This is a genomic window from Propionivibrio dicarboxylicus (assembly GCF_900099695.1).
In the GTDB taxonomy this organism is placed as follows: Bacteria; Pseudomonadota; Gammaproteobacteria; order Burkholderiales; family Rhodocyclaceae; genus Propionivibrio; species Propionivibrio dicarboxylicus.
On sequence record NZ_FNCY01000025.1, the window covers coordinates 34,372 to 53,231 of the forward strand.

At 64.4% G+C, this 18,860-nt stretch carries 13 protein-coding genes; 9 read left to right on the top strand and 4 right to left on the bottom strand.

Annotated elements, in window-relative coordinates:
* The 4 genes from glgB (at position 1) to BLR25_RS21580 (ending at position 6,264) form a co-directional block, all read left to right on the top strand.
* Positions 1–2,193, top strand: coding sequence for a 1,4-alpha-glucan branching protein GlgB (glgB, locus tag BLR25_RS19330; RefSeq protein WP_091940188.1), 2,193 nt, complete (start codon positions 1–3; stop codon positions 2,191–2,193).
* Positions 2,181–4,163, top strand: coding sequence for a glycogen debranching protein GlgX (gene glgX / locus BLR25_RS19335; RefSeq protein WP_091940190.1), 1,983 nt, complete (start codon positions 2,181–2,183; stop codon positions 4,161–4,163). The genes glgB and glgX overlap by 13 nt, the downstream gene beginning before the upstream one ends.
* A gap of 4 nt (positions 4,164–4,167) precedes the next feature.
* The gene (gene malQ, locus BLR25_RS19340; protein WP_091940192.1) at positions 4,168–5,712 is read left to right on the top strand and encodes a 4-alpha-glucanotransferase; all 1,545 of its coding nucleotides are present in this window, start codon (positions 4,168–4,170) and stop codon (positions 5,710–5,712) included.
* Between the two features lie 90 nt (positions 5,713–5,802).
* Entirely contained in the window at positions 5,803–6,264 is a 462-nt protein-coding gene (locus tag BLR25_RS21580) for a DUF2934 domain-containing protein (protein ID WP_218122825.1), read from the top strand.
* Positions 6,265–6,347: 83 nt separating this feature from the next.
* On the opposite strand, the gene glgA is transcribed toward BLR25_RS21580, so the two are convergent.
* From glgA to pgi, 4 genes are all read right to left on the bottom strand, one after another.
* A complete protein-coding gene (gene glgA / locus BLR25_RS19350) occupies positions 6,348–7,802 on the bottom strand; it encodes a glycogen synthase GlgA (protein WP_091940196.1) in 1,455 nt (484 codons plus the stop codon).
* 26 nt (positions 7,803–7,828) lie between these two features.
* Positions 7,829–9,100, bottom strand: a complete 1,272-nt coding sequence (gene glgC, locus BLR25_RS19355; protein ID WP_091940198.1) for a glucose-1-phosphate adenylyltransferase — start codon at positions 9,098–9,100, stop codon at positions 7,829–7,831.
* Between the two features lie 51 nt (positions 9,101–9,151).
* Positions 9,152–10,789 carry an alpha-D-glucose phosphate-specific phosphoglucomutase gene (locus BLR25_RS19360; RefSeq protein WP_091940200.1) on the bottom strand — a complete coding sequence of 546 codons (1,638 nt, stop codon included), beginning with the start codon at positions 10,787–10,789 and terminating at the stop codon, positions 9,152–9,154.
* A gap of 66 nt (positions 10,790–10,855) precedes the next feature.
* A complete protein-coding gene (gene pgi, locus BLR25_RS19365) occupies positions 10,856–12,493 on the bottom strand; it encodes a glucose-6-phosphate isomerase (RefSeq protein ID WP_091940202.1) in 1,638 nt (545 codons plus the stop codon).
* A gap of 463 nt (positions 12,494–12,956) precedes the next feature.
* Here pgi and gap point away from each other — a divergent pair, with 463 nt between their 5' ends.
* The 5 genes from gap to fba all read left to right on the top strand — a co-directional run.
* Positions 12,957–13,961: a type I glyceraldehyde-3-phosphate dehydrogenase gene (gene gap, locus BLR25_RS19370; protein ID WP_091940204.1), complete on the top strand. Its 1,005-nt coding sequence runs from the start codon at positions 12,957–12,959 to the stop codon at positions 13,959–13,961.
* Positions 13,962–14,057: 96 nt separating this feature from the next.
* Positions 14,058–15,227, top strand: a complete 1,170-nt coding sequence (locus BLR25_RS19375) for a phosphoglycerate kinase (RefSeq protein WP_091940205.1) — start codon at positions 14,058–14,060, stop codon at positions 15,225–15,227.
* Positions 15,228–15,455: 228 nt separating this feature from the next.
* Entirely contained in the window at positions 15,456–16,241 is a 786-nt protein-coding gene (locus tag BLR25_RS19380) for a hypothetical protein (protein WP_091940207.1), read from the top strand.
* A gap of 144 nt (positions 16,242–16,385) precedes the next feature.
* Complete coding sequence (pyk, locus tag BLR25_RS19385) at positions 16,386–17,813, top strand: pyruvate kinase (protein WP_091940209.1); 1,428 nt, start codon at positions 16,386–16,388, stop codon at positions 17,811–17,813.
* Between the two features lie 67 nt (positions 17,814–17,880).
* The coding region (fba, locus tag BLR25_RS19390) for a class II fructose-bisphosphate aldolase (protein ID WP_091940211.1) at positions 17,881–18,860 on the top strand (980 nt) is incomplete at its 3' end.

Consider the following 18,860-nt stretch of genomic DNA (forward strand, 5'->3'; position numbering starts at 1 on the left):
ATGCTCAACAAGGCTGAAGTCCTGGCGCTCTGCCGGGCCGAACACGGCGACCCCTTCGCCGTCCTCGGCCCGCACATCGACAGCAAGGGCCGCTTCTGGCTGCGGACGCTGCAACCGGGCGCCACGGCGGTATCCGCCATCGATGCCGACAGCGGCGAATTGTTGTTCGAACTCAGTGAACGCCACATCGAGGCGCTCGGCGGCCCCACCGGCTTCTTCGAGGCATCGCCGCTCGGACGCAAGGAGGATATCCGCTACCGCCTGCGCGTGAGCTGGCCCGGCGGCGTGCAGGAGGTCGACGACCCCTACCGTTTCCCGCCGGTGCTCGGCGAACTCGACGTCTGGCTGCTCGCCGAAGGCTCGCACCTGCGTCCCTTCGAGCGGCTCGGCGCGCACCTGCGCGAGATCGACGGCGTGCACGGCATCGCCTTCGCCGTCTGGGCGCCCGACGCCCAGCGTGTCAGCGTCATCGGTGACTTCAACACCTGGGACGGGCGCCGTCACCCGATGCGCCTGCGGCGCGAGTGCGGCGTCTGGGAAATCTTCATTCCCGGCGTCGGCGCCGGCACGCGCTACAAGTTCGAAATCCGCGCCCGCAACGGCCACCTGTTGCCGCACAAGGCCGACCCCTACGGCTTTTCGGCCGAGTTGCGCCCGTCGACGGCCTCGGTCGTCTGCGAGCTGCCGCCGGCTCCGACACCGCCCACGGCACCGCCCGGCAACCGCCTCAACCGGCCGATCTCGATCTACGAGGTGCACCTCGGTTCGTGGCAGCGCGGCGACGACGGCGGCTTCCTCGACTGGGACGAGATCGCCCGGCGCCTGATTCCCTATGTCACCGAGCTCGGCTTCACCCACCTCGAACTCCTGCCGATCTCGGAACACCCCTTCGACGGTTCCTGGGGCTACCAGCCGCTCGGCCTCTACGCGCCGACGGCGCGCTTCGGCTCGCCGCAGGGCTTCAGCAACTTCATTACCGCCTGTCATGCCGCCGGACTCGAAGTCATCGTCGACTGGGTGCCGGCGCATTTCCCGACCGACGAACACGGTCTCGGCCGCTTCGACGGCCACGCCCTCTACGAACACGCCGATCCGCGCGAAGGCAAGCATCAGGACTGGGGCACGCTGATCTACAACTTCGGCCGCCGCGAGGTCTTCAACTACCTGGTCGGCAACGCGCTGTTCTGGATCGAGCGCTACGGCGTCGACGGACTGCGCGTCGACGCGGTCGCCTCGATGCTCTATCGCGACTACAGCCGCAAGCACGGCGAGTGGATCCCGAACGTTTTCGGCGGCCGCGAGAATCTCGAGGCCGTGCATTTCCTGCGCCGCATGAACGAAGTGCTCGGGCAGGAATGCCCCGGCGCCGCCACCTACGCCGAAGAATCGACGGCCTGGCCCTCGGTCAGCCGCCCGCCCTCGATGGGCGGCCTCGGCTTCCATTACAAGTGGAACATGGGCTGGATGCACGACATCCTCGACTACATGGGCCGCGACCCGATTCATCGCCGCTACCACCACAACCAGCTGACCTTCGGGCTGCTCTACGCCTTCACCGAAAATTTCGTCCTGCCGCTCTCGCATGACGAAGTCGTCCATGGCAAGGGCTCGCTGATCAACAAGATGGCCGGCGACACCTGGCAGAAGTTCGCCAACCTGCGCACGCTCTACGGTTTCATGTGGACGCATCCGGGCAAGAAGCTGCTGTTCATGGGCGGCGAATTCGCCCAGTGGAACGAATGGAACGACGCCGGCACGCTCGACTGGAACCTGCTCGATTTCCCGATGCATGACGGCGTCCGCCGCCTGATCGGCGATCTCAACCGGCTCTACCGGCGCACGCCGGCCCTGCACGAGCGCGACTTCGAACCCGGCGGCTTCGAATGGATCTCGGCCAACGATTCGGACAACTCGGTCATCGCCTACGTCCGGCGCGGCCATGACCCCGCCCACGCCATGCTCTGCGTCTGCAACTTCACCCCGGTCGTCCGCCAAGGCTACCGCATCGGCGCGCCCGGCCCGGGCAGCTATCACGAACGCATCAATACCGATTCGGAATATTACGGCGGCAGCAACGTCGGCAACCCGTTCGGCATCGTCAACGCCGAACCGATCGCCGCGCACGGCCGCGAATGGTCGGTGGCGCTGACGCTGCCGCCGCTGGCGACGGTAGTCTTCGAATGGGAACACTGAGCCCCGACACCGCGCTGCAGGGCGGCCGCCCCTGGCCGCTCGGCGCGCACTGGGACGGCCAGGGCGTCAATTTCGCGCTTTTCTCGGCCCATGCCGAGCACGTCGAACTCTGCCTCTTCGACGACGCCGGCGAGCATCGTCTGGCTCTGCCGGTGCGCAGCGACGACGTCTGGCACGGCTACCTGCCGGGCGCCGCACCGGGACTGCGCTACGGTTTCCGCGTCCACGGCCCGGCCGGACCCGGCCATCGCTTCGATCCGTCGCGCCTGCTCATCGACCCCTACGCCCGCGACCTGGCCGGCAGCTTCCGCTATGACGCCGACACATCGACGCCGGACGCGTTCACGGCGCGCGTCGTGCATGCGCCCTTCGACTGGGGCGACGACGCACCGCCGGCAACGCCGCTGGCCGACTCGGTGCTCTGCGAACTGCATGTGCGCGGCGCCACCCGCCAGCACCCCGAGGTCACCGAAGCCCTGCGCGGCACCTACGCCGGGCTGGCCTCGCCAGCGATGCTCGGCCACCTGAAGGCGCTCGGCGTCACCGCCGTCAAACTCTTGCCGGTGCATGCCTTCCTCGACGAGGCGCGCCTCGTCGCCGGCGGCCGCACCAATTACTGGGGCTACAACACGCTCGCCTTCTTCGCGCCGGAGCCGCGCTATGCCGCCCGCATCAATGGCGAGCCGGTCATCGACGAGTTCCGCCGCATGGTCCGCGCTTTCCATGCGGAAGGCATCGAAGTCATCCTCGACGTCGTCTTCAACCACACTGCCGAGACCGACGAGTTCGGCCCGACGGTATGCTTCCGCGGTATCGACAACGCCAGCTACTACCGGCTGCGCAGCGACGATCCGACGCTCTACGAGAACTACAGCGGCTGCGGCAACACCCTCAAGCTCGCGCATCCGCGCGTGCTGCAACTCGTCATGGACGCGCTGCGCTACTGGGTTACCGAGATGCATGTCGATGGCTTCCGCTTCGATCTCGCCGCCGCACTGACCCGCGACAGCGCCTTCCTCGCCGCAGTCCGGCAGGACCCGGTGCTGGCCCGCGTCAAGCTGATCGCCGAGCCCTGGGATCTCGGCGGCGACGGTTATCGGCTCGGGCGTTTCCCGCCCGGCTGGTCGGAATGGAACGATCGTTTCCGCGACGACGTGCGCGCCTTCTGGCTGACGCGCGAAGTCGGCGTCGGCGCCCTCGCACAGCGGCTGGCCGGATCGAGCGAAATCTTCGGCCACGACCGACGCGCGCCGCAGGCCGGCATCAATTTCATCACCGCACATGACGGCTTCACGCTGCGCGACCTCGTCAGCTACCAGGACAAGCACAACGAACAGAACGGCGAGTTCAACCGCGACGGACACGGTCACAATCTCTCGTGGAACTGCGGCAGCGAAGGCGACAGCAGCGACCCGCACGTGCTCGACACGCGCCGGCGCTTGCAGCGCGCCCTGCTCGCCACGCTCTTCGTCGCGCAAGGCGTGCCGATGCTGCAGGGCGGCGACGAGATCGGCCGCACGCAACAGGGCAACAACAACGCCTACTGCCAGGACAATCCACTGACCTGGTTCGACTGGCCAAACGCCGACCGCGAACTGAGCGCTTTCACCGCCGGACTGATCGCCCTGCGCCGCCGCCTGGCGCCCTTGCGCCGCCGCGACTGGCTGACCGGCGACGCCGGCGCATCCGGACGGCGTGACATCGTCTGGTGGCATCCCGACGGGCGCGAAATGGGTCATGCCGATTGGGAAGGCGCCCGGCAGGATGCGCTCGGCTTCCTGCTCGCCGACGCCCAGGTCCGCGTGCTCGTCCTGATCAACCGCGACGCCGCCACCCGCAACGTGCACCTGCCGCCGGGCCGTTGGCAGCGACTCTGCCGCAGCGCCAGCCAGGCGCCGTTCGCGGTGGAACTCATCGCCGACCGCGACCCGGTCGACGGCCGCAGCGTCCACCTCTTGCTACAGGAGTAAGGCCATGCCCGGAAAACGTTACGGCGGCATTCTGCTGCACCCGACCTCGCTGCCCGGCCCGCACGGCTCGGGCGATCTCGGCCCCTCGGCCCGCCACTTCATCGACTGGCTGGTCAGCGCCAAGCAAACGCTCTGGCAGGTGCTGCCGCTCGGCGGTATCGGACCGGGCAACTCGCCCTACATGAGCCCGTCGGCCTTCGCCGGCAACGAACTGCTGATCGACCTCACCCAGTTGCGCGACGCCGGCTGGCTGACGGCGATCGATATCGAGCCCGACCCGCTGTTCCGCGAGGATCGCGTCAACTACCCCGCCATCCAGCGCTTCCGCATGTCGCGGCTGCGCCTGGCAGCCGAACGCTTCTTTGCCGAAGGGCATCCCGATTCGCACAATGGCTTCGACCAGTTCTGCTCCCATCACGAAGACTGGCTCGACGACTACGCACTCTTCCGCGCCCTCGACCGCAATCACGGCGGCATCGACCGCGTCTGGCAGCACTGGCCGGCGCCGATCGCGCAGCGCAAACCCAAGGCCCTGCGCGACGCCGCCCTCTCGCTCGCCGACGAATGCCGCTTCTGGAAATTCTGCCAATGGTGTTTCAACACCCAATGGCTGGCGGTCAAACGCTACGCCAATGACCGCGGCATCAAGATCGTCGGCGACATCCCGATTTTCGTCTCGCCGCACAGCGCCGACGTCTGGGCCCACCAGAAGCTCTTCGACCTCGACGACAAGGGCTATCCGCGCGTCATTGCCGGCGTCCCGCCCGACTATTTCAGCGAGACCGGGCAACGCTGGGGCAACCCGCTCTATCGCTGGCCCGAACACGCACGCGACGGCTACCGCTGGTGGTGCGCCCGCCTGCGCGCCATGCTCTCGCTCTGCGACATCGTGCGCATCGACCATTTCCGTGGTTTCGAATCCTACTGGGAGATCCCGGCCCATTCGGACACCGCGATCAACGGCTGCTGGAAGCCGGGTCCCGGACTCAACTTCTTCAACGCCATCCGGCCGATCCTGGCCGGCACGGACGGCCCGTCGGCCGACGCCTTGCGCATCATCGCCGAAGACCTCGGCATCATTACCGCCCCGGTCAACGCGCTGCGCACCGCCGCCGGATTCCCCGGCATGCGCATCCTGCAATTCGCGTTCGACGGCAAAAGCGACAATCTTTACCAACCGCACAACTTTGCCCCGAACACCGTCGTCTATACCGGCACCCATGACAATGACACGACCGTCGGCTGGTGGCGAACGCTGGAGCCGGCGATGCAGGATCATGTCCGACGCTATCTCGGCATCTCCGGCGAGACGATCCAGTGGGATCTGATCCGCGCCGCCACCGCCTCGGTCGCCGTCGCCGCCATCGTGCCGATGCAGGATGTACTCGGTCTCACTTCGGAGGATCGCATGAACCAACCCGGCCAACCGGAGGGCTTCTGGGAATGGCGCTTCACCTGGCGGCAGGTCGAATCGTGGCACGCCGAGCGGCTCGCTGAACTTGCTACTTTGTACGGACGAACGGCGGATGCGCCCATTCCTTCGTTCTGAAACCCACCCATGGGCTATTCGTTTTGTATAGTATAGTAAGCAGAGCCGGCACGATTTTCATGTCGACTCAATTTCTCGAAAGGAATGGAGATGGCTGACACACCGAGCAAGACGACGAAGAAGTCCGCCGCTGCAACCGCCCCGGCCAAGCCCGCAAGCAAGAAAGCCGTCGCCAAGACGAGCGCGGCACCCGCTGCCGAGAAAAAACCGGCCGTCAAGAAGGCCGCAGCCCCGAAGGCTGCTGCGCCCAAAGCCGCCGCACCGAAGGCTGCCGCACCGAAGGCCGCCGCCAATGCCGCGAGCAAGAAAGCGCCCGCGCCCAAAGCCCCGGCAGCCAAGAAGACCGCCGTGAAAAAGACGGGCATCACGCCCGGCATCATGGAAGTCGACGCGCCCAAAGTCATGCTGGTCACCGACGAGCAGCGCTATCGCATGATCGCCGAAGCCGCTTACTACCGGGCCGAAAGCAACCATTTCCGCAGCGACCCGGTGCGCGACTGGATCGAGGCCGAAAAGGACATCACGGCACTGCTAAGCGGCAGCGCCCGCTAAGCAACGCCTCCTGCGCCGACCCAAAATAAAACAGGCAGCCCCCCGATAAACGGGGAACTGCCCGTTCTGGCCCGTCCAAAAACTCAGGCGCGGGCAGGCATCAGGGAGCGATACAAGGCCTCGTAATTCGCCGCCGAATCGTCCCAGGAGAAATCCTGGGCCATGCCGCATCGCTGTACCTGTGCCCAGGCCGCAGCATCCCGATAAAACGCGCAGGCGTCCTGAATCCGCGCGCTCAAGGCATAGCGGGACGGTTCGTTGAAGACGAAACCGGTGGCACGGTCCGCCGCGAGATTTTCCTGCGTCGCATCGACCACCGTGTCCGCCAGCCCGCCGACCCGGCGCACCAGCGGCAGCGTGCCGTAACGCAGCGCATAGAGCTGCGTCAGCCCGCAGGGTTCGAAGCGCGACGGCACGAGCAGCACATCGGCGCCGGCCATGATCCGGTGCGACATTTCCTCGTCATAACCGACATGGACGGCGACGTTGCCCGGATTCACCGAGGCGGCGTAGCGGAAACCGGCCTCGAGATCGGCATCGCCGGAACCGAGCACGACGAGTTGCGCCCCCTCGCGCAGCAGGTCGGGCAGCGCTGCCAGCAGCATGTCCATCCCCTTCTGCGAGGTGAGCCGACTGACCACCGCGAAGAGCGGGCCACCCGCCGACGGCGACAGCCCGAATTCGGCCTGCAGCGCCCGCTTGCAGGCCTGTTTGCCACCGAGGTCGGTGGCGCTGTACGACGCGGCAATCGCGGGATCGTCGGGACGCCAGATGGCGTAATCGACCCCGTTCAGGATCCCCGACAGGTCGCGACCGCGGTCACGCATCACGCCCTCGAGGCCACAGCCGAACTCGGGCGTACAGATTTCTTGCGCATAGGTCGGGCTGACGGTGGTGATCTTGTTCGAGTAGACGAGCCCCGCCTTCATGAACGAGATCTTGCCGTGGAATTCCATACCCAGCGGCGTCAGCTTGCGCGCCGGCAAACCGAGGTCGTGGTGGCAGTCCATCGCGAAGATGCCGCGGAAGGCCATGTTGTGAATCGTATAGACCGTCCCGGTCATCAACGCCGGATTCTGGGCGATGTACGCCGACGCGAGGCCGGCATGCCAGTCGTGCGCGTGCACGACGTCCGGCACCCAGTCGGGATCGAGTTCCCCCGACGCCAGGTGCGCCGCCACCCAGCCGAGCAGGCCGAAACGCCGGTGATTGTCGATCCAGTCGTTGCCGTCCGGAGCGACATAGGGATTGCCGTCGCGGCGGTAAAGGAACGGCGCCTCGATAACGTAGGCCGGAAGGCCGCTGTCGGGCAGGCGCCCGAGCAGCAGGCGCACCGACGCCGCGCTGAAAACCGGCCCGATCGTCGTCACCGGCTTGAGTCCAACCATCCCGCGCAACACGCCCGGCAGCCCCGGCAACAAGACGCGCGCGTCGAGGCCGCGCTTGGCGAGCGCCGGCGGCAGGGCTGAGACGACATCGGCCAGGCCGCCGGTTTTCACCAGCGGGAAGATTTCTGAAGCAACGTGAAGAATCTGCATGTTGTTTTTATAGCAAATGAATCAAATCAGGTCAGACGCTCGATCATCTTGCGCGTCACCAGGGTGATGCCGTTCGGCGTGCGCCGGAAGCGGCGCGCGTCTTCCTCGGCATCCTCGCCGATCACCAGCCCCTCCGGAATCTGCACGCCGTGGTCGATGATGCACCGACTCAGGCGCGCTCGCCGACCGACCTCGACATCCGGCAACAGCACCGACCAATCGACGCGTGCATGCGAATGCACACGGCATGCCGAGAACAGCACCGAGCGGTTCATTTCGCCCGAGACGATACAGCCGCCGGACACCGTCGACTCGATGGCGACGCCGCGCCGATCGATCTGGTTATGCACGAACTTGCACGGCGGCAATTGCTGCTGGTAGGTCCAGATCGGCCAGGAACGGTCGTAGATGTTGAGCGCCGGATCGGTGGCGGTGAGGTCGATATTGGCTTCCCAATAGGCATCGACCGTCCCGACGTCGCGCCAGTAATTTTCCTTGCCCGGCGCTTCCTCGGGCGCATGCACGCAGCTGCGGTCGAAGGAATGCGCCTTGGCCAGCCCGTTGCGCACCGCGCGCGGAATGATGTCCTTGCCGAAATCGTGACTCGAGGTCGGATCGGCGATATCCCGTTCAAGTTCCGCGTACAGATACTTGGCGTTGAAAATGTAGATGCCCATGCTGCACAGCGCGTAATCAGGCTTGCCCGGCATCGGCGGCGGATCGGCAGGCTTCTCGACGAATTCGGTGATGTTCCAGCGACCATCGACCGCCATGACGCCAAAGCCGGTGGCATCGCGACGCGGCACTTCGATACAGGCGATCGTGCACTCGGCACCGCCCTCGACGTGGTCCACCAGCATGGCGGCATAATTCATCTTGTAGATGTGATCGCCGGCCAGAATGACGACGTACTCGGGTCCGGGACGATAGTTCTGCAGGATGTCGAGGTTCTGGTACACGGCGTCGGCCGTGCCGCGGTACCACGATTCCTCATCGACGCGCTGCTGGGCCGGCAGCAGGTCGACGAACTCGTTGACCTCGCCGCGCAGGAAGCCCCAGCCGCGTTGCAGGTGGCGCAACAGGCTGTGCGACTTGTACTGCGTCACCACGCCGATCCGGCGGATGCCGGAGTTGACGCAATTGGACAGGGCAAAGTCGATAATCCGGAACTTGCCGCCAAAATAGACCGCCGGCTTGGCCCGGGTATCGGTCAATTCATAGAGACGGCTGCCGCGCCCGCCTGCCAAAACGAGAGCCACTGCCCGACCGGGCAACTGGAATGTGCGTCTTTCAATCATGATCTTGCTCCCTTGCTGTCTGCTTGATTCAAACTGCGAAACCCTGTCGCCTCAGCTGATGACATCCGGATGGTCACGGCCGCTCATCTCGACGATGCGCGCGACCTTCTCTGCCAGCGCAATCAACGGCGCCAGCGCTTCCTGTGTCGGTACCGAGTGCTGCGCCGGATCGGCGACGTAACGTTCGAGATAGACGCGCATCGTCGCCCCTTCGGTCCCCGTCCCTGACAGGCGGAAGACGACACGCGAGCCGTCGTCGAGCAGGATGCGGACGCCCTGCCGTTCGCTGCGCGAGCCATCGACCGGATCGGTATAGGCGAAGTCGTCGGCAGCCTGGACGCGCTGGCCGGCAACGATCTGTCCGGGCAGCGCCGGCAACTGCTGGCGCAGGGCGCTGAACAGCGCTTCGGCCTTGGCGCTTTCGATGCCTTCGTAGTCGTGGCGCGAATAGACGTTGCGGCCATAACGCCGCCAGTGATCACGCACGATCTGCTCGACCGCCTCGTTGCGCGCCGCCAGGATGTTCAGCCAGTAGAGCACGGCCCACAAGCCATCCTTCTCGCGCACGTGATTCGACCCGGTGCCGGCGCTTTCCTCGCCGCACAGCGTCGCCTTGCCGGCGTCGAGCAGCGTGCCGAAGAACTTCCAGCCAGTCGGCGTCTCGAAGCAGGGAATCCCCAAGGCTGCGGCGACGCGGTCGACCGCGCAGCTCGTCGGCATCGAACGGGCGACGCCGGCAAGACCTTTGGCATAGGCCGGCACCAGCGCGTAGTTGGCGGCCAGCACGGCAATGCTGTCGCTCGGGCTGACGATGAAATTCGCGCCGACGATCATGTTGCGATCGCCGTCGCCGTCCGATGCTGCGCCGAAAGACAGGCCGAGCGCCGGATCGGCCATCGCCGCGACGAGATCGGCGGCATAGACCGGGTTCGGATCGGGATGACCGCCGCCGAAATCGGGCAGCGGCGTGCCATTGACGACCGTGCCCGCCGGTGCGCCGAGGCGCCGCTCGAGAATCTCTTTGGCATAAGGCCCGGTAACGGCGTGCATGGCGTCGAAACGCATGCGGAAGTCCGGCCGCTGCAGCAGCGCGGCAATGCGCTTGAAATCGAACAGCGATTCCAGCAATTCGGCATAATCGGCGACCGGATCGATGATTTCGACCTGCATCGCGCCGATCTGTGTGGTGCCGAGGCGTCCGAGGTCGATGTCGGCGCCCTCGACAAGGCGATAGACCGAGATTTCCTGCGTGCGTTGATAGACGGCGTCGGTAAAGGTCTCGTTGGCCGGACCGCCGTTGCCCTGGTTGTACTTGATGCCGAAGTCATCGTCGGGGCCGCCCGGATTGTGGCTCGCCGACAGGATGATGCCGCCGAAGGCGCCATGCTTGCGGATGACGGCACTGGCGGCCGGCGTCGACAGGATGCCGTTCTTGCCGACCAAAGTGCGACCGAAGCCGGCCGCGGCCGCCATGCGCAGGATCGTCTGGATCGCCACGTCGTTGAAATAGCGGCCGTCGCCGCCAAGAACCAAGGTCTTTCCCGCCTGCCCATTCAGGTTGTCGAAGATCGACTGGACGAAATTCTCGAGATAGCCCGGCTGGCTGAACACCTTGACTTTCTTGCGCAAGCCCGAGGTTCCCGGCTTCTGTCCCGCGATGGGACGGGTGTTCACCGTTGTGATGCTCATTTCATTCTCCCTGATCGGTAGTTGGCGATTTTTTTGATGGGCAAGGCGGTTTCGTCGCGCGACCTCCTATCCCAGACGGCTGCGGCAGTACGCCAGCAGCTTTTGTGTCGAGGCATCGAGTCCGACGGCGCGCTCGGGATCATGCACGGCCGGCAGGATCAGGCTGGCCATCGCCTTGCCGAGTTCGACGCCCCATTGGTCGAAGGAATTGACGCCCCAGATCAGCCCCTGGACGAAGACCTTGTGCTCGTATAGCGCCACCAGCGCGCCGAGCGAGGCCGGACTCAGGCTGTTGAGCAGCAGCGTCGATGACGGCTGGTTACCCTTGAAGACGCGATGCGGCAACAACATTTCGATCTCTTCGGGACGCTGCAGCGCCTTCTCCATGTCTTTGCGCACTTCCTCGGCCGTCTTGCCGAAGGCCAGCGCAGCGCTCTGCGCAAAGCAGTTCGAGAGCAAGGCCTCCTGATGCTCCGGCAGCGGAAAATCGGAACAGACCGCGGCGATGAAGTCGCACGGCACCAACCGCCCCCCCTGATGCAACAACTGGAAGAAGGCGTGCTGCCCGTTATTGCCGAGTTCGCCCCAGACGATCGGACACGCCGGGGCCGGCAAGGTCTCGCCGTCGCGCGTCACCGACTTGCCGTTGCTTTCCATCTCAAGCTGCTGCAGGAAGGACGGGAAATATTTCAAGGATTCGTTGTACGGCAGCACCGCTAGGCTCTCGGCGCCGAGGAAACTGGTGTTCCAGAGACCGACCAGCGCCATCGTCACCGGCAAATTGCGCTCGACCGGGGCCGAAGCGAAATGCTCGTCCATGCGTTCGGCACCTTTGAGCATCTCGTCGAAGGCATTCGGACCGATCGCGATCATCAGCGCCAGCCCGACCGCCGACCACAGCGAATAGCGGCCACCGACCCAATCCCAGATCGGGAAGACGAGATCCGGATTGACGCCGAACTCGACCGCCCGCTCGGGCTTGCTCGATACCGCGGCGAAATGGTTTTGCAGGACGACGTCATCGCCGAGATTGGCGCGCAGCCAGTTGCGCGCCGTGCGCGCGTTGAACAGAGTCTCCTGCGTCGTGAAGGTCTTGCTGACGACGATGAACAGCGTCGTGCGCGGATCGAGCGTTTGCAACAACGGCGCCATTTGGGCGCCGTCGAGATTGGAAACATAGTGAATGCCGAGGGTCGGATGGCCGATCGATCGCAATGCATAGTCCATCATCTTGGGACCGAGGTCGGAGCCGCCGATGCCAATATTGACGATATCGCGGATCGGCATGCCCTTGGCGCCGCAGCACTGACCGCTGCGCAGACGCTCGGCGAAGGCGGCCATGCGCCGCCGCGTCGCCAGCACCTCGTCCATGACATTCTGATCGCCGCCGGGGAACGGCCCGGCCGAACGCCGCAAGGCGACATGCAGCACGGCACGGTCTTCGGTATTGTTGATGCGCTCGCCGGCAAACATGCGACGGATGCCGTCGGCGATGCCGGCCTCGTTCGCCAGGGCGTGCAGCAGGCCGAGGGTCTCGGGCGTCAGGCGCTGCTTGGAGAAATCGTAATAGAGGCCGTCGAAGGACAAGGAAAGCCGGGCAACGCGATCCGGATCCCGCGCGAACAGTTCGCGCAAATGCGTTCCTTCCAGATCCTGCCGATGTTTCACGAGGGCGTCCCAGGGTTTCGAGCGTGTGAATGTCATAAAAAGCATCCTTTCTCCTGTTGTCCTGACCGGGAGCTTCGTCCCGCCTCGCGGCACTGGGGCTGCAGCGCCAGCGCTAGCGCGTGTTTCGGACATTCTATGCCAAAGTTCTGGCCCGTCGCGACTTCCCGCCGTAAAAAGTGATCAAATCACCGGGCGGGCAAACACCCTTTCACCCCGAAACAAATGTTGTTTCGCAAATACATATGTAATACACTACGCTTCGTTTCGGAAAGGTGCTTCTCACCCGCCCGAACGGTGCCACCCATGAACCGTATGCTCGCACGACCGGGCGTCTTGCGCAAAAATGATCGGTTCGGGCGGGAATTCAACCGGCGTCAAAGCGTCGTACAGGCTATCATCCATTTAGCCGCAGACGCGCGAGTCCGACAGCCGCCGGATTCCCTCCGTTGGGCGACATCCATTGTATGGTGCGATTTTTTATTGAATAAGGGAAACAATCATGGCTATCAAAGTAGGCATCAACGGTTTTGGTCGTATCGGCAGAATGGTGTTCCGCGCCGCAGTTCAGAACTTCAAGGACGACATCGAGATCGTCGGCATCAACGATCTGCTCGAGCCGGACTACGTCGCCTACATGCTGTCGTTTGACTCCGTGCATGGCCGCTTCAAGGGCGAAGTATCGGTCGAAGGCAACTACCTGATCGTCAACGGCAAGAAGATCCGCCTGACCGCTGTCAAGGATCCGGCCGAACTCAAGTGGAACGAAATCGGCGCCGAGATCGTCGTCGAATCGACCGGCCTGTTCCTGACCAAGGACACCTGCGAGAAGCACATCGCCGCCGGCGCCAAGAAAGTCATCCAGAGCGCCCCGTCGAAGGACGACACCCCGATGTTCGTTTACGGCGTCAACCACACGTCATACGCCGGCCAGACGATCATCTCGAACGCATCCTGCACGACCAACTGTCTCGCCCCGCTCGCCAAGGTCATCAACGACACCTTCGGCATCAAGCGCGGCCTGATGACGACCGTGCATGCAGCGACCAACACGCAGAAGACTGTTGACGCGCCGTCGAACAAGGACTGGCGCGGTGGCCGCGGCATCCTGGAAAACATCATCCCGTCCTCGACCGGTGCCGCCAAGGCCGTCGGCGTGGTCATCCCCGAACTGAACAAGAAGCTCACCGGCATGGCCTTCCGCGTGCCGACCTCGGACGTCTCGGTGGTTGACCTGACCGTCGAACTGAACAAGGCAGCTTCCTACGAGGAAATCTGCGCCGCCCTGAAGGCAGCGTCGGAAGGCTCGATGAAGGGCGTGCTCGGCTACACCGAACAGAAGGTCGTATCGACCGACTTCCGTGGCGAGACCTGCACCTCGGTGTTCGACGCCGAAGCCGGCATCGCGCTCGACCCGACCTTCGTCAAGCTGGTCTCGTGGTACGACAACGAATGGGGCTACTCCAACAAGGTGCTGGAGATGGTCCGCGTGATGGCCTCGAAGTAATTCAGGTCTGATCCCGCAGGGGGAAGGGAGAAGAGCGTCTCGCTCCGCCCCCTTCCCTTTTTTGTCTCCAGTTTTCAATTCGTACGGACTATTGCCATGACTTTCAAACGCCTCACCGATCTCGACGTCGCCGGCAAGCGCGTCTTCATCCGCGCCGACCTCAACGTCCCCCAGGACGACTCGCTCGCCATTACTGATGACACCCGCATTCGCGCGGCATTGCCCGGCATCCAGTATGCTCTTGGCAAGGGCGCGGCCGTGATGGTTACCTCGCACCTCGGCCGCCCGACCGAAGGCGAATTCAAGCCCGAAGACTCGCTGGCGCCGGTCGCCAAGCGCATGTCCGAACTCCTCGGCAAGGACGTTCGCCTCGTCCAGAACTGGGTCGACGGCGGTTTCGACGTCAAGCCGGGTGAAGTCGTCATGCTCGAAAATGCCCGTTGCAACAAGGGCGAAAAGAAGTGCAGCGATGAACTGTCGCAGAAGATGGCGGCGCTGTGCGACGTCTGGGTGATGGACGCCTTCGGCACCGCGCACCGCGCCGAAGCCACCACCTATGGCATCGGCAAGTTCGCCAAGATCGCCTGTGCCGGTCCCTGCGTCGCCTCCGAACTCGAAGCGCTGACCAAGGCACTGGCGCAACCCGCCCGTCCGCTCGTCGCCATCGTCGGCGGCTCGAAGGTCTCGACCAAGCTGACCGTGCTCGAAAGCCTCTCGGCCAAGGTCGACCAGCTCGTCGTTGGCGGCGGTATCGCCAACACCTTCCTGCTCGCCTCGGGCAAGAAGATCGGCAAGTCGCTGGCCGAGAAGGATCTCGTCGAGCAGGCCAAGACCGTCATGGCCAAGGTCGCCGTGCCACTGCCGACCGACGTCGTCGTTGCCAAGGAGTTCTCGGCGACGGCCACCGCCACGGTCAAGAGCGTCGACGACGTTGCCGATGACGACATGATTCTCGACATCGGACCGCAATCGGCCAAGGCCCTGGCCGACATCATCGCCAAGGCCGGCACCGTCGTCTGGAACGGCCCGGTCGGCGTCTTCGAAATGGAACCCTTCGCCGGCGGCACCAAGGAGCTGGCCAAGGCCGTCGCCACGTCGAAGGCCTTCACGCTGGCCGGTGGCGGCGATACCGTCTCGGCGATCAACGTCTTCAAGATCGAAGACAAGGTCGGCTACATCTCGACCGCCGGCGGCGCCTTCCTCGAGTTCCTCGAAGGCAAGCGCCTGCCTGCCGTCGACATCCTCGAGTCGCGCTTCGCGAACTAAGGCACGACACCGATCGACGCCGGGTGCCCGCCCCCAGGGCCGGCACCCGGTCGACGGCACAATGGCATACGCATGCCCCCGCCCGATGACACCGCACGCCCCGCGTCCTATAATCGAAGCGCCAGTGCGGCAACGCGGCCTCTGCCTTCAAACGCGGGCCGTTTGCCCGATCCGGTTCCGCACCGGAAACATCGACAAGCCAACCAACAAATAAGAGGGTGTGCCACCATGGATGTTCATCTCTATTTCTCCCTGATCCCGGAAGCGCTGATCGCCTCCAACCTGCCGCCGGAGAAATTCGGTCAGTATTACGCGACGGGCAGCAGCTACAAATCCAAGGGTCAATGCATTTTCTTCGAAGTCGATCCGAAGTTCCGCAGCGGTTATTTCGACATCGACACCGCCGTCGCGCGGTGCGTACCGAAGGCTGACGGCACGCCGAAGCACTCGGTTTATATCTCGGTTTATCGCGTCCTCGAACACCTGCCGATCAAGGCGCTTGGCAAGCTTTACCTGACGACGGCCTACGGTCACACGATCGGCCTCGAACGCGGCGCCGAAGTGCCGCGCGACACGTCGTACAGCCTGCACCTCTACCAGGACATGGTGCCGACCAACAGCCTGGTCGTCAGCAACCTCGACCCGGTCGGTTTCTACGAGAGCGTCACGACGCACCCGCTCAAGTTCATCCGCTTCCCCGGTCTGTTCTTCGTCGAACTCGAACTCGGCGAACTGGCCGAAGACCCGGAAAACGGCAACATCGGCGACCTGCCCTATTCGTTCATTCACCACCTGCGCGAAGCCCTGCTGGAACTCAAGCCGCCGGCCGGCAACGAGCCCAGCACGAAGGAAACCAAGATGGTGCACCGCGTGCACTCGCTCGAATTCCCGTATCGCATGGTCAAGCGCGGCTTCTACGTCGGCAACGGACACGACATTGCCTTCTATCCGATGCTCTCCCATCGCGAATTGCGCGACAACTACAACCAATGGTGGCGGTCGGCCAACGTCTGATCGCTCCTCCCCCGCCGGAGACGCCGTATCGGCGCCGCCCGGCGGCAAATAGCCCCCTGAATTTGCGGTAAAATCCTGGTTTGTAGCTGCACATTTCACCCCCGCGCCACGTCCCTTTCCGGCGCAGACCACCAAAGGAACTCCATGACCCGTCACACCAAGATCGTCGCCACCCTCGGCCCCGCTTCGAATACCCCGCAATCCCTGGAAAAGCTTCTGCAGGCAGGCGTTGATGTCGTCCGCCTCAATTTCTCGCACGGCAAGGCCGAGGATCACATCGCGCTCGCCTCGACGGTGCGCCAGGTTGCGGCACGAATCGGCCGACCGGTGGGCATCCTCGCCGATCTCCAGGGTCCGAAAATCCGCGTGGGCAAATTCGAGGATGGCAAGATCACGCTCGCCGACGGCGACCGCTTCATCCTCGACGCACGTTGCGAACTCGGCAACCAGGAACGCGTCGGCCTCGACTACAAGGACCTGCCGCACGACGTCAACGCCGGCAACACGCTGCTGCTCGATGACGGTCGCATCGTGCTCGAAGTCGAGCGCGTCATCGGCCACGAAATTTTCACCGTCGTCCGCCATGGCGGCGACCTGTCCAACAACAAGGGCATCAACCGCCAGGGCGGCGGTCTGTCGGCGCCGGCGCTGACGGCCAAGGACATGGACGACATCAAGACGGCGGCACAGATCGGCGCCGATTTCGTTGCCGTCTCGTTCCCGAAAAGCGCCTCCGACATGTATATGGCGCGCCAACTGGTCCGCGCCGCTGGCGGCCACGCGATGACGATCGCCAAGATCGAGCGCGTCGAAGCCGTCGCTGCCCTTGAAGAAATCCTCGACTCGTCCGACGGCCTCATGGTCGCGCGCGGCGACCTCGCCGTCGAAGTCGGCGACGCTGCCGTCCCCTCGCTGCAAAAGCGCATGATCCGCATGGCGCGCGAGAAGAACAAGCTGGCGATCACCGCGACCCAGATGATGGAGTCGATGATCCACGCCCCGACGCCGACGCGCGCCGAAGTCTCGGACGTTGCCAACGCCGTGCTCGACGGCACCGACGCGGTCATGCTCTCGGCCGAAACCGCCGTCGGCAGCTACCCCGTGCATACCGTCGAATCGATGGCGCGCATCTGCCTCGCCGCCGAGCGCTCGATGCAGATCACCCTAGACCGCGAATTTCTCGACCGCATCTTCACGCGCATCGACCAGTCGATCGCGATGTCGTCGCTGTTCGCTGCCTACCACCTCAACGTCAAGGCCATCGCCGCGCTGACCAGCACCGGCTCGACGGCCTTGTGGATGAGCCGCCTCAACTGCGGCATTCCGATCTTCGCGCTGACCCAGGAAAGCCAGTCGCTGACCAAGATGTCGCTGTTCCGCCAGGTCTTCCCGCTGCTCATCGACGACGTCCCCGACGAGCGCGAAAGCATGCGTCGCGACGTCGAGAAACGCCTGATCGATGCCGGTGTCGTCGTCAAGGGCGACCTCATCGTGCTGACCTACGGCGATCGCCACGGCACGTCCGGCGGCACCAACACCATGACCATCGTTCGCGTCGGCGACCACGGCTAGGACCGATTTCAACCAGAGACCACACTTTTTATCGCATCATCATCAAACTGCTTCGCTAGGAGGAATCATGCCACTTGTTTCACTGCGCCAATTGCTGGACCATGCTGCTGAAAATAGTTACGGTTTGCCCGCCTTCAACGTCAACAACATGGAGCAGGTCTGCGCCATCATGGACGCCGCGAGCGAACTCGACGCGCCCGTCATCATGCAGGCCTCCGCAGGGGCGAGAAAGTACGCCGGCGAAGCATTCCTCCGCCACCAGATCCTGGCGGCCCTCGAAGCCTATCCGAACATCCCGATCGTCATGCACCAGGACCACGGCCAGTCGCCGGCGGTGTGCATGCAGGCGATCCGCTCGGGCTTCTCGTCGGTAATGATGGACGGCTCGCTCGAGGCTGACGGCAAGAGCGTCGCCTCGTACGAATACAACGTCGCGACGACGCAGAAGGTCGTCGAACTCGCGCACTCGATCGGCGTCTCGGTCGAAGCCGAACTCGGCGTGCTCGGCTCGCTCGAAACGATGAAGGGCGACAAGGAAGACGGTCACGGCGCCGACGGCCACATGACGCGCGAACAGCTGCTCACCGACGTCGAGCAGGCCGCCGACTTCGTCAGGAAGACGCAGTGCGACGCGCTCGCCATCGCCATCGGCACCAGCCACGGCGCCTACAAGTTCACCAAGAAGCCGACCGGCGACATCCTGGCGATCGACCGCATTGCCGAGATCCATGCGCGCATCCCGAACACGCACCTCGTCATGCATGGATCATCGTCGGTGCCGCAGGAACTGCTCGCCGAAATCCGTGAATTCGGCGGCGACATGAAGGAAACCTACGGCGTGCCGGTCGAGGAAATCGTCCGCGGCATCAAGCACGGCGTGCGCAAGGTCAACATCGACACCGACATCCGTCTGGCGATGACCGCGGCGATTCGCCGCTACTTCGTCGAGAACCCCGGCAAGTTCGACCCGCGCGACTACCTCAAGCCCGCCCGCGAAGGCGCCAAGAAGGTCGTCCGCGCCCGTCTCGAAGCCTTCGGCGCCGCCGG

Coding starts and splice junctions, on each gene's coding strand:
- glgB (WP_091940188.1), top strand. CDS start 1: ATGCTCAACAAGGCTGAAGTCCTGGCGCTCTGCCGGGCCGAACACGGC.
- glgX (WP_091940190.1), top strand. CDS start 2,181: ATGGGAACACTGAGCCCCGACACCGCGCTGCAGGGCGGCCGCCCCTGG.
- malQ (WP_091940192.1), top strand. CDS start 4,168: ATGCCCGGAAAACGTTACGGCGGCATTCTGCTGCACCCGACCTCGCTG.
- BLR25_RS21580 (WP_218122825.1), top strand. CDS start 5,803: ATGGCTGACACACCGAGCAAGACGACGAAGAAGTCCGCCGCTGCAACC.
- glgA (WP_091940196.1), bottom strand. CDS start 7,802: ATGCAGATTCTTCACGTTGCTTCAGAAATCTTCCCGCTGGTGAAAACC.
- glgC (WP_091940198.1), bottom strand. CDS start 9,100: ATGATTGAAAGACGCACATTCCAGTTGCCCGGTCGGGCAGTGGCTCTC.
- BLR25_RS19360 (WP_091940200.1), bottom strand. CDS start 10,789: ATGAGCATCACAACGGTGAACACCCGTCCCATCGCGGGACAGAAGCCG.
- pgi (WP_091940202.1), bottom strand. CDS start 12,493: ATGACATTCACACGCTCGAAACCCTGGGACGCCCTCGTGAAACATCGG.
- gap (WP_091940204.1), top strand. CDS start 12,957: ATGGCTATCAAAGTAGGCATCAACGGTTTTGGTCGTATCGGCAGAATG.
- BLR25_RS19375 (WP_091940205.1), top strand. CDS start 14,058: ATGACTTTCAAACGCCTCACCGATCTCGACGTCGCCGGCAAGCGCGTC.
- BLR25_RS19380 (WP_091940207.1), top strand. CDS start 15,456: ATGGATGTTCATCTCTATTTCTCCCTGATCCCGGAAGCGCTGATCGCC.
- pyk (WP_091940209.1), top strand. CDS start 16,386: ATGACCCGTCACACCAAGATCGTCGCCACCCTCGGCCCCGCTTCGAAT.